The sequence below is a fragment of the Enterobacter cloacae complex sp. 418I7 genome, assembly GCF_050030705.1.
GTDB lineage: Bacteria > Pseudomonadota > Gammaproteobacteria > Enterobacterales > Enterobacteriaceae > Enterobacter > Enterobacter intestinihominis.
Genome location: NZ_JBLGUU010000001.1, coordinates 273,523 through 288,117, shown reverse-complemented (window position 1 = coordinate 288,117; position 14,595 = coordinate 273,523). Strand labels below are relative to the sequence as shown.

Genomic DNA, 14,595 nt, shown 5'->3' with positions numbered 1-14,595 from the left:
CCTCGCCCCGGCCGGAAGGCAAACGCCTCAGCGATTTACAGCCGGACCAGGGCATCGCTGACAGCCCTCAGTCATTTAGAAAGCAACTTTATTGCTTCTGCATAAAAAAATTACTGGGGATCCCTCAGCCCACAGGGAGAGGGAGAAAACATGATGCCCTTACCCTGCGGGAGAGGGAGAAAAGCGGATGCAAAACCGCTGCTTGCGGCGGTAAGCGTAGACATCTTCCACGTGCCCGTTTTTGATCCGCGCTTGCAGCCCGCGCCAGTAGCTGGCGCGGAACAGATCGGCATGCATCTCTTCAAATAACGGCCCGATGCGTGGGTCCGCACACAGCCAGTGGCGAAACTCCTCCGGAAACACATCGCCCGGCGAGACGCTGTACCACGGCTCGCTGGACAGTTCATCTTCCGGGTAGCGCGGCGGCGGGATATCGCGGAAGTTCACCTCGGTCATGTAGCAAATTTCATCGTAATCGTAGAACACCACCCGCCCGTGACGGGTGACGCCGAAGTTTTTAAACAGCATATCCCCGGGGAAAATATTGGCAGCGGCGAGCTGGCGGATGGCGTTGCCGTACTCTTCGATGGCATCACGTAAAGCCTGGCCCTCTGACTGTTCCAGCCAGATATTTAGCGGCACCATACGGCGCTCAATGTAGAGATGGCTGATCGCAATCTTATCGCCAAGATCGGTAATTTTCGTCGGCGCTTCCTGCATGAGCAGCGTCATTAGCGCCGGATCGACCTGCTGCTTATCCAGCACAAAGTTTTCAAACTCCTGGGTATCGGCCATTCGCCCGACGCGATCGTGCTCTTTTACCAGCTGATAGCAGGCACGGACGTGGAATGCGGTCATCTCTTTCTGCGGGGCGAATTTATCCTTAATCACCTTAAACACCCGATCAAAGCCCGGCAGCGTGAAGACCAGCATCACCATGCCGCGGATACCCGGCGCTTCGATAAACTGCTCATCAGCCGTGGTGACATAACGCAGGTATTCCCGATAACTCTCCGTTTTGGCATGCTTCTGACAGCCAATCGCCATATACAGCTCGGCGGTGGTTTTGCCCGGCAGGATCTCGCGCAGCCACTCCACCAGGGCGGCGGGCAGCGGGGCGTAGACCATGAAATAGGAGCGGGCGAAGCCAAATACGATACTCGCCTCAGCGCTGGTAGTCAGGCAGGTATCGACAAACAGTTCGCCGTCGTCGGTACGGTGAATGGGCAGCAGAAACGGCACGATGGCTGTCGGCGTAACCAGTTTGCCCACCAGCCAGGCGGCCTTATTGCGGTAGAAAAGCTCGTTGGCAACCTGCAAATGGCTGCGGCTGAGCACCGCCTCACCGAAGGTTTCACTGAGATACGCGTGGATATAGCCGATATCCCGGGGTTTATTCTGCCACGGCAGGCGCAGCGGCAAATCCGTTAAGACGCGGTGCAGGAGCTTTTCCCAGCCGCGATCGGGAAAGAAATCTTTCGCCAGCGGACGCGGAATGGTACGGAAGCGTCGCTCGGGCTGGGAGCTGAAGATAAATAACCGCTCAGGAGATAATGAGCGGTGGTCAAATAACCGGCAATAGACGGAGTTGAAAAAGCTCTCCGCAATCTCGAAGCGCGGGTAGTCGGGTAACAGATGGGTGTAATGCTCTTTCACGCGCAGTAAAAATTCCGCATCCGGGCTTTTACCGTCGGTGATACAGCGCAGTTGTTCCACCACCAGACCTACATGGTGATCATAAAGATGGATACGCTGCTTCATGGCCTGCTGAACCGCATGCCAGTCGGCGTGCTCAAAACGCTGTTGCGCGCCAGAGGTAACTTCCAGAAAGCGGCCATACTGGGCATCGAAGCCCTGCAAAATAGTTTGGGCTATCAGTAATTCCAGACCACGCGACATATATTCCCCCTCACCCCAACCCTCTCCCCGAGGGGGGAGAGGGGGAAAGATCAGAACTGTGCTTCTTCCGTTGAGCCCGTTAATGCCGTGACGGAGGAAGTCCCGCCCTGAATAATCGTGGTCACATTATCGAAGTAGCCGGTTCCCACCTCCTGCTGGTGCGAAACGAAGGTATATCCCTCTTTACCCGCCGCAAATTCTGGCTGCTGTACCTTCTCAACATAGTGCTTCATGCCTTCGCCCTGTGCGTAGGCATGCGCCAGGTCGAACATGTTGAACCACATGCTGTGGATACCCGCCAGGGTGATGAACTGGTACTTGTAGCCCATATCCGACAGCTGCTGCTGGAAGCTGGCGATGGTCGTGTCGTCCAGATTTTTTTGCCAGTTGAAGGACGGTGAACAGTTATAGGCCAGCAGCTTGCCCGGATATTTCGCATGAATCGCATCGGCAAAGCGCTTCGCCAGCGCCAGATCCGGCGTGGAGGTTTCACACCAGACCAGGTCGGCGTAAGGTGCATACGCCAGGCCGCGGCTGATCGCCTGTTCAATACCGGCATGCGTGCGATAGAACCCTTCGCTGGTGCGTTCGCCGGTGATGAATTCGCTGTCGTACGGGTCGCAGTCAGAGGTGATCAGGTCCGCTGCGTCCGCATCGGTACGAGCAATGACCAGCGTCGGCACGCCGAGCACGTCAGCAGCCAGACGCGCGGCAACCAGCTTCTGGATCGCTTCCTGAGTTGGCACCAGCACTTTCCCGCCCATATGCCCACACTTCTTCACCGACGCCAGCTGATCTTCAAAGTGTACGGCCGCTGCACCGGCCTCAATCATCGATTTCATCAGCTCAAAGGCGTTCAGCACGCCGCCGAAACCGGCTTCCGCATCGGCGACGATCGGCAGGAAATAATCAATAAAACGCGGATCGTGGGGCTCGATGCCCGCCGCCCACTGGATCTGATCCGCACGGCGGAAGGTATTGTTGATCCGATCTACCACTGACGGCACCGAGTTCGCCGGATAAAGAGATTGATCCGGATACATGCTGGAGGCCAGGTTAGCATCCGCCGCGACCTGCCAGCCGGAAAGATAGATAGCTTCAATGCCGGCCTTCGCCTGCTGCAATGCCTGACCGCCAGTCAGTGCGCCGAGGCTGTTGATATAACCTTTTTTAGACCCCCCGTGCAGCAGATCCCACATTTTCGCCGCGCCGTTCTGCGCCAGCGTACACTCCGGGTTAACCGAGCCGCGTAACTTCACCACTTCCTCTGCGCTGTACGGACGGCGAATGCCTTCCCAGCGCGGTTGGGTCCACTCTTTTTGTAACTCTTCGATCTGTTGGGTACGGGTTTTCATGTGCAGATGCTCCATATTGTTATGTGGTGAATTACGCCAGGAAGCGGTAGCCCGGCAGGGTCAGGAAGTCGATTAAGTCATCAGAGGTGGTGATTTGCTCCATCAGGCGCGCAGCGTCATTAAAACGCCCGCTGCTGAAGCGGTGCTCGCCCAGTTCGTCCTGGATGACCCGCATCTCTTCGGCCAGCATCTGACGGAACAGGGCTTTGGTGACCGGTTTGCCGTTGCTGAGCGTTTTTTGATGATGGATCCACTGCCAGATGGAGGTACGTGAAATTTCCGCCGTGGCGGCATCTTCCATCAGGCCGTAGATCGGCACGCAGCCGTTGCCGGAGATCCATGCCTCGATGTACTGCACGGCGACGCGAATATTGGCGCGCATGCCCTCTTCCGTACGCTCGCCCGCACACGGCGCAAGCAACTGTTCTTCTGCGATTGGCGCATCGTCTTCACGGGTGACAAACAGCTGGTTTTTGTTGTCGCCGAGTACGCGGTTGAAGACCTCCATCGCCGTGTCGGCCAGACCGGGGTGGGCAATCCACGTCCCGTCGTGGCCGTTACGGGCTTCCAGCTCTTTATCGGCTTTCACCTTGTTGAGCACCTGATTGTTACGCTCTGCGTCTTTGCTCGGGATAAACGCCGCCATGCCGCCCATCGCAAAGGCGCCGCGTTTGTGGCAGGTCTTAATCAGCAGGCGCGAGTAGGCGCTGAGGAACGGTTTATCCATGGTCACAACCTGACGATCCGGCAATACCCGGTCGGCATGGTTTTTCAGGGTTTTGATGTAGCTGAAGATGTAATCCCAGCGGCCGCAGTTCAGGCCCACAATATGGTCACGCAGCGCATGGAGGATCTCATGCATCTGGAATACGGCTGGCAGGGTTTCAATCAGCAGCGTGGCCTTAATGGTGCCGCGCGGCAGGCTGAAGCGGTCTTCTGCGTAGCTGAAGACTTCACTCCACCACGCCGCTTCCTGCCAGGACTGGGTTTTCGGCAGATAGAAATAGGGGCCGCTGCCTTTCGCCAGCAGGTTCTTATGGTTGTGGAAGAAGTACAGCGCAAAGTCGAACAGGCTGCCCGGAATGGCTTCTCCGCGCCACGTAACGTGTTTTTCTGGCAAATGCAGACCGCGTACGCGGCAGATCAGCACCGCCGGATTCGGTTTGAGCTGGTAAATTTTACCGGCTTCGTTGGTATAGCTGATGGTGCCGTTGACGGCGTCGCGCAGGTTGATCTGCCCGTCGATAACTTTCTGCCAGTCCGGCGCGAGGGAATCTTCGAAGTCCGCCATAAATACTTTGACGTTGGCATTCATGGCGTTAATCACCATTTTGCGCTCTACCGGGCCGGTGATCTCTACGCGACGATCCTGTAAATCTTCAGGGATTCCGCGAATTTTCCATTCACCATGACGAATGGAAGCGGTTTCCGAAATAAACCCTGGCAACTTGCCGTTATCGATCTCCTGCTGTTGATGAATGCGTGCCGCCAGCAGTTTATTACGCTGTGGCGTAAAGCGAGTCACCAGTTCAGTCAGAAACTCTACCGCTTCTGCCGTCAAAACTTGCTGTTCTTGCTCGCCATTCGGCTGGGTAAAGGTCAGTTCATCGACCGTTGTTGCCTGTTGAGTCATCGTTCTGCTCCTCATCAAAGATCCAAAATCACGCCCCCGATGCGAGCGAAAGATCGTTGTGTAGTTTTCGCTCAGCAGAATTAAGACTATCTATAATTTTTCCAAATTCAAAAAACAATTTCCATTTTAATTAATATCCAATCACAACTGTATGATTAATATGGGATTAAAGTTTTTCACGATGTTGAGTTGGTTTTCGGAAATAAAAAAGGCACCCGAAGGTGCCTGATGTGAATAGCTGAAACGCTTTAGGATCGTTTAATGCAGACGATTACTCCAGCGTCGGATTCATGTGGCGCAGATCGTACGGCGTAATCTGGTAGACGTAATAGTTGAGCCAGTTAGTGAACAGCAGATTTCCGTGACTACGCCAGGTTGCCCGAGGCGTGTTTTGCGGATCGTTTTTCGGGAAATAGTTGTACGGGACATCCGGATTCAGACCCGCTTCAACGTCACGAAAATACTCTGACGCGAGGGTATGCGGATCGTACTCAGGATGGCCGGTAACGAACGCGATGCGTTTGTCTTTACTGGCGAACAGGTAGGCATCGCCGTCTTCCGTTTCGGCCAGGATTTCCAGGTCGGTGTAATCGCGGATCAGCTGTGCCGGAAAATCGGCGTAGCGAGAATGCGGAGCCAGGAAAGTGTCATCGAAACCACGCGTCAACAGCGCATGCGGGTGAAGAATGTGGTGTTCGTATACGCCAGAAAGTTTGTCGCTGCGGGTTTGCTTGGGAATGCCATAGAGGATATTCAGCGCGGCCTGTACCGCCCAACAGACAAATAAGGTGGACGTGACGTGATCTTTTGCCCACTCCAGCACCTGCCTGATTTGTGGCCAGTAGGCAACGTCATTAAATTCCACCAGACCCAGCGGTGCGCCGGTGACGATCAGTCCATCGAAATTCTCATCGCGAATATCTTCAAAATTACAGTAGAAGTTATTCAGATGCTCAGCAGGCGTGTTGCGTGACTCACGGGCGTCAATGCGCAGCAGCTGGATATCAACCTGAAGCGGAGAGTTGGAGAGCAAACGCAGGAACTGGTTCTCCGTTTCGATCTTTTTTGGCATCAGATTGAGAATAAGCACCTTCAGCGGGCGAATTTCCTGACCTGTCGCACGCGAAGCCGTCATGACGAAGACATTCTCTTCACGCAAGAAATTGACGGCTGGTAGCTCGTCCTGCACCCGAATCGGCATAACCTTAAATCCTCACAGCATACGTATAAACGTTTAGACATCCAGACAGCTAACGATACCCAGAAACGGGCTTAATGTCGAGTCTGCAAGCGAAAGGTGAGAAAGTTTCAAGGAGGGAAAGCATGTAGGGCGGGTAAGGTGGGGCCACCACCCGACTTTTCAGAACGCACAAAGCAAAAAACCCCGCACCTTCCGGTACGGGGTTTTTTCTGTTTGATGCCTGGCAGTTCCCTACTCTCACATGGGGAGACCCCACACTACCATCGGCGCTACGGCGTTTCACTTCTGAGTTCGGCATGGGGTCAGGTGGGACCACCGCGCTAAAGCCGCCAGGCAAATTCTGTTAATCTGTATCAGGCTGAAAATTTCGTCTCTTCGCCAAAACACCTTCGGCGTTGTAAGGTTAAGCCTCACGGTTCATTAGTATCGGTTAGCTCAACGCATCGCTGCGCTTACACACCCGACCTATCAACGTCGTAGTCTTCAACGTTCCTTCAGGAGACTCAAGGTCTCAGGGAGAACTCATCTCGGGGCAAGTTTCGTGCTTAGATGCTTTCAGCACTTATCTCTTCCGCATTTAGCTACCGGGCAGTGCCATTGGCATGACAACCCGAACACCAGTGATGCGTCCACTCCGGTCCTCTCGTACTAGGAGCAGCCCCCCTCAATTCTCCAGCGCCCACGGCAGATAGGGACCGAACTGTCTCACGACGTTCTAAACCCAGCTCGCGTACCACTTTAAATGGCGAACAGCCATACCCTTGGGACCTACTTCAGCCCCAGGATGTGATGAGCCGACATCGAGGTGCCAAACACCGCCGTCGATATGAACTCTTGGGCGGTATCAGCCTGTTATCCCCGGAGTACCTTTTATCCGTTGAGCGATGGCCCTTCCATTCAGAACCACCGGATCACTATGACCTGCTTTCGCACCTGCTCGCGCCGTCACGCTCGCAGTCAAGCTGGCTTATGCCATTGCACTAACCTCCTGATGTCCGACCAGGATTAGCCAACCTTCGTGCTCCTCCGTTACTCTTTGGGAGGAGACCGCCCCAGTCAAACTACCCACCAGACACTGTCCGCAACCCGGATTACGGGTCTACGTTAGAACACCAGCCATTAAAGGGTGGTATTTCAAGGTTGGCTCCACGCAGACTGGCGTCCACGCTTCTAAGCCTCCCACCTATCCTACACATCAAGGACCAGTGTTCAGTGTCAAGCTATAGTAAAGGTTCACGGGGTCTTTCCGTCTTGCCGCGGGTACACTGCATCTTCACAGCGAGTTCAATTTCACTGAGTCTCGGGTGGAGACAGCCTGGCCATCATTACGCCATTCGTGCAGGTCGGAACTTACCCGACAAGGAATTTCGCTACCTTAGGACCGTTATAGTTACGGCCGCCGTTTACCGGGGCTTCGATCAAGAGCTTCGCGTTGCCGCTAACCCCATCAATTAACCTTCCGGCACCGGGCAGGCGTCACACCGTATACGTCCACTTTCGTGTTTGCACAGTGCTGTGTTTTTAATAAACAGTTGCAGCCAGCTGGTATCTTCGACTGATTTCAGCTCCGTCCGCAGGGACTTCACCTACACATCAGCGTGCCTTCTCCCGAAGTTACGGCACCATTTTGCCTAGTTCCTTCACCCGAGTTCTCTCAAGCGCCTTGGTATTCTCTACCTGACCACCTGTGTCGGTTTGGGGTACGATTTCGTGTTACCTGATGCTTAGAGGCTTTTCCTGGAAGCAGGGCATTTATCACTTCAGCACCGTAGTGCCTCGTCATCACACCTCAGCGTTAACAAGGTACCGGATTTACCTGGAACCTCCGCCTACATGCTTAAACCGGGACAACCGTCGCCCGGCTGACATAGCCTTCTCCGTCCCCCCTTCGCAGTAACACCAAGTACAGGAATATTAACCTGTTTCCCATCGACTACGCCTTTCGGCCTCGCCTTAGGGGTCGACTCACCCTGCCCCGATTAACGTTGGACAGGAACCCTTGGTCTTCCGGCGAGCGGGCTTTTCACCCGCTTTATCGTTACTTATGTCAGCATTCGCACTTCTGATACCTCCAGCATGCCTCACAGCACACCTTCAACGGCTTACAGAACGCTCCCCTACCCAACAACGCCTAAGCGTCGCTGCCGCAGCTTCGGTGCATGGTTTAGCCCCGTTACATCTTCCGCGCAGGCCGACTCGACCAGTGAGCTATTACGCTTTCTTTAAATGATGGCTGCTTCTAAGCCAACATCCTGGCTGTCTGTGCCTTCCCACATCGTTTCCCACTTAACCATGACTTTGGGACCTTAGCTGGCGGTCTGGGTTGTTTCCCTCTTCACGACGGACGTTAGCACCCGCCGTGTGTCTCCCGTGATAACATTCTTCGGTATTCGTAGTTTGCATCGGGTTGGTAAGCCGGGATGGCCCCCTAGCCGAAACAGTGCTCTACCCCCGAAGATGAGTTCACGAGGCGCTACCTAAATAGCTTTCGGGGAGAACCAGCTATCTCCCGGTTTGATTGGCCTTTCACCCCCAGCCACAGGTCATCCGCTAATTTTTCAACATTAGTCGGTTCGGTCCTCCAGTTAGTGTTACCCAACCTTCAACCTGCCCATGGCTAGATCACCGGGTTTCGGGTCTATACCCTGCAACTTAACGCCCAGTTAAGACTCGGTTTCCCTTCGGCTCCCCTATACGGTTAACCTTGCTACAGAATATAAGTCGCTGACCCATTATACAAAAGGTACGCAGTCACCCCATAAAGAGGCTCCCACTGCTTGTACGTACACGGTTTCAGGTTCTTTTTCACTCCCCTCGCCGGGGTTCTTTTCGCCTTTCCCTCACGGTACTGGTTCACTATCGGTCAGTCAGGAGTATTTAGCCTTGGAGGATGGTCCCCCCATATTCAGACAGGATACCACGTGTCCCGCCCTACTCTTCGAGCTCACAACCTGTGCATTTTCGTGTACGGGACTATCACCCTGTACCGTCGGACTTTCCAGACCGTTCCACTAACACACAAGCTGATTCAGACTCCGGGCTGCTCCCCGTTCGCTCGCCGCTACTGGGGGAATCTCGGTTGATTTCTTTTCCTCGGGGTACTTAGATGTTTCAGTTCCCCCGGTTCGCCTCGTTAACCTATGTATTCAGTTAACGATAGTGCAACGGATTGCACTGGGTTTCCCCATTCGGACATCGCCGGGTCAAAGGTTCATATCACCTCGCCGGCGCTTTTCGCAGATTAGCACGTCCTTCATCGCCTCTGACTGCCAGGGCATCCACCGTGTACGCTTAGTCGCTTAACCTCACAACCCGAAGATGTTTCACTTCATGATTGCGAAAATTTGAGAGACTCGAACACACCATTAAAGATGTGTCGTTTCAATTTTCAGCTTGATCCAGATTTTTAAAGAGCAAAACTTCTTAATGCACTCAAAAGTACATTCAGAAGTTCATCATTCATCAGACAATCTGTGTGAGCACTGCAAAGGCAGGTTCTTTAAGGTAAGGAGGTGATCCAACCGCAGGTTCCCCTACGGTTACCTTGTTACGACTTCACCCCAGTCATGAATCACAAAGTGGTAAGCGCCCTCCCGAAGGTTAAGCTACCTACTTCTTTTGCAACCCACTCCCATGGTGTGACGGGCGGTGTGTACAAGGCCCGGGAACGTATTCACCGTGGCATTCTGATCCACGATTACTAGCGATTCCGACTTCATGGAGTCGAGTTGCAGACTCCAATCCGGACTACGACGCACTTTATGAGGTCCGCTTGCTCTCGCGAGGTCGCTTCTCTTTGTATGCGCCATTGTAGCACGTGTGTAGCCCTACTCGTAAGGGCCATGATGACTTGACGTCATCCCCACCTTCCTCCAGTTTATCACTGGCAGTCTCCTTTGAGTTCCCGGCCTAACCGCTGGCAACAAAGGATAAGGGTTGCGCTCGTTGCGGGACTTAACCCAACATTTCACAACACGAGCTGACGACAGCCATGCAGCACCTGTCTCAGAGTTCCCGAAGGCACCAAAGCATCTCTGCTAAGTTCTCTGGATGTCAAGAGTAGGTAAGGTTCTTCGCGTTGCATCGAATTAAACCACATGCTCCACCGCTTGTGCGGGCCCCCGTCAATTCATTTGAGTTTTAACCTTGCGGCCGTACTCCCCAGGCGGTCGACTTAACGCGTTAGCTCCGGAAGCCACGCCTCAAGGGCACAACCTCCAAGTCGACATCGTTTACGGCGTGGACTACCAGGGTATCTAATCCTGTTTGCTCCCCACGCTTTCGCACCTGAGCGTCAGTCTTTGTCCAGGGGGCCGCCTTCGCCACCGGTATTCCTCCAGATCTCTACGCATTTCACCGCTACACCTGGAATTCTACCCCCCTCTACAAGACTCTAGCCTGCCAGTTTCGAATGCAGTTCCCAGGTTGAGCCCGGGGATTTCACATCCGACTTGACAGACCGCCTGCGTGCGCTTTACGCCCAGTAATTCCGATTAACGCTTGCACCCTCCGTATTACCGCGGCTGCTGGCACGGAGTTAGCCGGTGCTTCTTCTGCGGGTAACGTCAATCGACAGGGTTATTAACCCTGTCGCCTTCCTCCCCGCTGAAAGTACTTTACAACCCGAAGGCCTTCTTCATACACGCGGCATGGCTGCATCAGGCTTGCGCCCATTGTGCAATATTCCCCACTGCTGCCTCCCGTAGGAGTCTGGACCGTGTCTCAGTTCCAGTGTGGCTGGTCATCCTCTCAGACCAGCTAGGGATCGTCGCCTAGGTGAGCCGTTACCCCACCTACTAGCTAATCCCATCTGGGCACATCCGATGGCAAGAGGCCCGAAGGTCCCCCTCTTTGGTCTTGCGACGTTATGCGGTATTAGCTACCGTTTCCAGTAGTTATCCCCCTCCATCAGGCAGTTTCCCAGACATTACTCACCCGTCCGCCACTCGTCAGCAAAGCAGCAAGCTGCTTCCTGTTACCGTTCGACTTGCATGTGTTAGGCCTGCCGCCAGCGTTCAATCTGAGCCATGATCAAACTCTTCAATTTAAAAGTTTGATGCTCGTGAATTAAACTTCGTAATGAATTACGTGTTCACTCAGAGACTTGGTATTCATTTTTCGTCTTGCGACGTTAAGAATCCATGTCACTTTGAGTGCCCACACAGATTGTCTGATAAATTGTTAAAGAGCAGTTGCGACGCGCTTCAGCGCTCTGTCGCGAGGTGGCGTATATTACGCTTTCCTCTTTCAGAGTCAACCCGTTATTTCAGGATTTTTTCTCTTCAACCGACCGGGTTGTCTGTGAAGTGATTCACATCCGCCGTGTCGATGGAGGCGCATTATAGGGAGTTCTCCGCAGGCCGCAACCGCTAAATGACAGAAAAATGACTGACTGCTGCATTCCCCAGCAAAACCCCGCCTTATACCCTTTTACACACAGAGTTATCCACAGCGCTTCGAAAAAGTGAAAATATGCGAGCGTTGCGCAAACGTTTTCGTTAAAATGCTCGCGCTTAACAAGGAGGCCTCGTCAGGTGTGTTAGATGAGTTTTTCGCTGGAAAATTCATCTAACGCTCTCTGTAATCGTGAAATCCAGGGGATTTACCATGCAACAACGTCGTCCAGTCCGCCGCGCTCTGCTCAGTGTTTCTGATAAAGCCGGTATCGTCGAATTCGCTCAGGCACTTTCCGCACGCGGTGTGGAGCTGCTTTCTACAGGCGGTACCGCTCGCCTGTTAGCAGAGAAAGGTCTGCCGGTAACCGAAGTGTCCGACTACACCGGTTTCCCGGAAATGATGGATGGACGCGTCAAAACCCTGCACCCGAAAGTGCACGGCGGCATTCTGGGTCGTCGCGGTCAGGACGACGGCATTATGGAGCAGCACAATATTGCCCCCATCGACATGGTTGTCGTTAACCTCTATCCCTTCGCCCAGACCGTCGCCCGCGAAGGCTGTTCTCTGGAAGATGCCGTAGAGAACATTGATATCGGCGGCCCGACCATGGTGCGCTCCGCAGCCAAGAACCATAAAGATGTGGCCATCGTAGTGAAGAGCAGCGACTACAGCGCCATTATTAATGAGATGGACGCCAACGAAGGGTCCCTGACGCTTGATACGCGTTTCGACCTCGCCATCAAAGCCTTCGAACACACCGCCGCGTACGACAGCATGATCGCCAACTACTTCGGTAGCCTGGTTCCTGCCTACCACGGTGAAAGCAAAGATCCATCTGGTCGCTTCCCGCGCACCCTGAACCTGAACTTCATTAAGAAGCAGGATATGCGCTACGGCGAGAACAGCCACCAGCAGGCAGCCTTCTATATAGAAGAAGAGGTGAAAGAAGCCTCTGTTGCGACTGCTCAGCAGGTACAGGGCAAAGCCCTCTCTTATAACAACATTGCCGATACCGACGCCGCGCTGGAATGCGTGAAAGAGTTCAGCGAGCCGGCCTGCGTTATCGTCAAGCACGCCAACCCATGCGGCGTCGCAGTAAGCACCTCCATTATGGATGCCTACGATCGCGCCTACAAAACCGACCCGACCTCCGCGTTCGGCGGCATTATCGCCTTCAACCGCGAGCTGGATGCGGAAACCGCGCAGGCCATCATCTCCCGTCAGTTTGTCGAAGTGATCATCGCGCCATCCGCATCCGAAGTAGCGCTGAAAATCACCGCGGCGAAACAGAACGTGCGCTTGCTGGTTTGCGGCCAGTGGGCAGAGCGCGTTCCAGGTCTGGACTTCAAGCGCGTGAACGGCGGTCTGCTGGTTCAGGATCGCGATTTGGGTATGGTGACAGAAGCCGACCTGCGCGTGGTGACCAAACGTCAGCCGACCGAACAGGAGCTGCGCGACGCGCTGTTCTGCTGGAAAGTGGCGAAGTTCGTGAAGTCTAACGCCATTGTTTACGCCAAAGAGAACATGACCATCGGGATAGGCGCAGGCCAGATGAGCCGCGTTTACTCTGCGAAAATCGCGGGTATTAAAGCAGGTGACGAAGGTCTGGAAGTCAAAGGTTCCGCCATGGCCTCTGACGCCTTCTTCCCGTTCCGCGACGGTATCGATGCGGCCGCTGCTGTGGGCATCACCTGTGTGATCCAGCCTGGCGGTTCAATCCGTGATGACGAAGTGATTGCCGCTGCCGACGAACATGGCATCGCAATGATCTTTACCGACATGCGCCACTTCCGCCATTAATTTCCGGAGCAGAAAATGAAAGTATTAGTGATTGGTAATGGCGGGCGCGAGCACGCTTTGGCGTGGAAAGCAGCGCAGTCTCCGCAGGTTGAAACCGTCTTTGTGGCACCGGGTAACGCCGGTACCGCACTGGAGCCCGCGCTACAGAACGTCGCCATCGGCGTAACCGATATCCCGGCGCTGCTGAGCTTTGCCCGGAACGAGAATATCGATCTGACGATTGTGGGCCCGGAAGCGCCGCTGGTGATCGGCGTTGTAGATGCCTTCCGCGCTGCGGGCCTGAAAATTTTCGGCCCAACGGAAGGTGCCGCACAGCTGGAAGGTTCAAAAGCCTTCACCAAAGATTTCCTCGCGCGTCATAACATCCCGACGGCGGAATATCAGAACTTCACCGAGGTAGAGCCTGCTCTGGCTTACCTGCGTGAAAAAGGCGCGCCGATTGTGATTAAAGCCGACGGTCTGGCTGCCGGGAAAGGCGTTATCGTGGCGATGACCCTTGAAGAAGCGGAAGCCGCTGTGCAGGATATGCTGGCGGGTAACGCCTTTGGCGATGCGGGCCACCGCATCGTGATTGAAGAGTTCCTCGACGGCGAAGAGGCGAGCTTTATCGTGATGGTCGACGGCGAGCACGTTCTGCCGATGGCCACCAGCCAGGATCACAAGCGCGTAGGCAATGCCGACACGGGTCCAAACACCGGCGGGATGGGTGCTTACTCCCCTGCTCCGGTGGTCACTGACGAAGTACACCAGCGCACCATGGACCGCATCATCTGGCCAACCGTAAAAGGGATGGCGGCGGAAGGCAATACCTACACCGGTTTCCTCTACGCAGGCCTGATGATCGACAAGCAGGGTAACCCGAAGGTGATTGAATTCAACTGCCGCTTCGGCGATCCGGAAACTCAGCCGATCATGCTGCGCATGAAGTCCGATCTGGTTGATCTGTGTCTGGCGGCGTGCGAAGGCAAGCTGAATGAGAAAACTTCCGAGTGGGACGAGCGTGCCTCTTTAGGTGTGGTGATTGCTGCGGGTGGGTATCCGGGTAGCTACAACACCGGGGATGAGATCCACGGCCTGCCGCTGGAAGAGATTGACGGTGCGAAGGTGTTCCACGCCGGTACAAAGCTCTCTGACGATGACCGCGTGCTCACTAATGGTGGACGCGTGCTGTGTGCGACCGCGCTGGGTCATACCGTGGCAGAGGCGCAGAAGCGCGCCTATGCGTTGATGGCGGATATTCACTGGAACGGCAGCTTCAGCCGCCAGGATATCGGCTATCGTGCCATTGCGCGGGAGCAGGGAGAGTAATT

6 protein-coding genes and 3 rRNA genes are annotated in these 14,595 nt (G+C 54.6%); 2 read left to right on the top strand and 7 right to left on the bottom strand.

The genetic code is table 11. From position 1 onward, the window contains the following. Positions 1–159: 159 nt before the first annotated feature. From aceK to ACQG0S_RS01380, 7 genes are all read right to left on the bottom strand, one after another. Positions 160–1,899 (bottom strand): bifunctional isocitrate dehydrogenase kinase/phosphatase, encoded by a 1,740-nt coding sequence (aceK, locus tag ACQG0S_RS01410; RefSeq protein ID WP_169440880.1) that lies wholly within the window; start codon positions 1,897–1,899, stop codon positions 160–162. 50 nt (positions 1,900–1,949) lie between these two features. Continuing rightward, complete coding sequence (gene aceA / locus ACQG0S_RS01405) at positions 1,950–3,254, bottom strand: isocitrate lyase (protein WP_017694726.1); 1,305 nt, start codon at positions 3,252–3,254, stop codon at positions 1,950–1,952. A gap of 31 nt (positions 3,255–3,285) precedes the next feature. After that, entirely contained in the window at positions 3,286–4,887 is a 1,602-nt protein-coding gene (gene aceB / locus ACQG0S_RS01400; protein WP_023299079.1) for a malate synthase A, read from the bottom strand. A 271-nt stretch (positions 4,888–5,158) separates the two neighbouring features. After that, on the bottom strand, positions 5,159–6,088 hold the full coding sequence (metA, locus tag ACQG0S_RS01395; protein ID WP_022646716.1) for a homoserine O-acetyltransferase MetA: 930 nt from the start codon (positions 6,086–6,088) through the stop codon (positions 5,159–5,161). A 218-nt stretch (positions 6,089–6,306) separates the two neighbouring features. After that, positions 6,307–6,422, bottom strand: a 5S ribosomal RNA gene (rrf, locus tag ACQG0S_RS01390). Between the two features lie 65 nt (positions 6,423–6,487). Continuing rightward, positions 6,488–9,393: ribosomal RNA gene (locus ACQG0S_RS01385) — 23S ribosomal RNA — on the bottom strand. Between the two features lie 200 nt (positions 9,394–9,593). Continuing rightward, positions 9,594–11,135: ribosomal RNA gene (locus ACQG0S_RS01380) — 16S ribosomal RNA — on the bottom strand. The 16S, 23S and 5S rRNA genes sit together here, the layout of an rRNA operon. Before the next feature lie 560 nt (positions 11,136–11,695). Here ACQG0S_RS01380 and purH point away from each other — a divergent pair. Beyond that, the gene (gene purH / locus ACQG0S_RS01375; protein ID WP_169440878.1) at positions 11,696–13,285 is read left to right on the top strand and encodes a bifunctional phosphoribosylaminoimidazolecarboxamide formyltransferase/IMP cyclohydrolase; all 1,590 of its coding nucleotides are present in this window, start codon (positions 11,696–11,698) and stop codon (positions 13,283–13,285) included. Positions 13,286–13,300: 15 nt separating this feature from the next. Further along, entirely contained in the window at positions 13,301–14,593 is a 1,293-nt protein-coding gene (gene purD, locus ACQG0S_RS01370; protein WP_022646714.1) for a phosphoribosylamine--glycine ligase, read from the top strand. The last annotated feature ends 2 nt before the right edge of the window (positions 14,594–14,595 follow it).

What these genes read in the sequence shown, in the direction of transcription:
- metA (WP_022646716.1), bottom strand. Translation starts at nt 6,088, where the DNA reads ATGCCGATTCGGGTGCAGGACGAGCTACCAGCCGTCAATTTCTTGCGT.
- purD (WP_022646714.1), top strand. Translation starts at nt 13,301, where the DNA reads ATGAAAGTATTAGTGATTGGTAATGGCGGGCGCGAGCACGCTTTGGCG.
- aceB (WP_023299079.1), bottom strand. Translation starts at nt 4,887, where the DNA reads ATGACTCAACAGGCAACAACGGTCGATGAACTGACCTTTACCCAGCCG.
- aceA (WP_017694726.1), bottom strand. Translation starts at nt 3,254, where the DNA reads ATGAAAACCCGTACCCAACAGATCGAAGAGTTACAAAAAGAGTGGACC.
- purH (WP_169440878.1), top strand. Translation starts at nt 11,696, where the DNA reads ATGCAACAACGTCGTCCAGTCCGCCGCGCTCTGCTCAGTGTTTCTGAT.
- aceK (WP_169440880.1), bottom strand. Translation starts at nt 1,899, where the DNA reads ATGTCGCGTGGTCTGGAATTACTGATAGCCCAAACTATTTTGCAGGGC.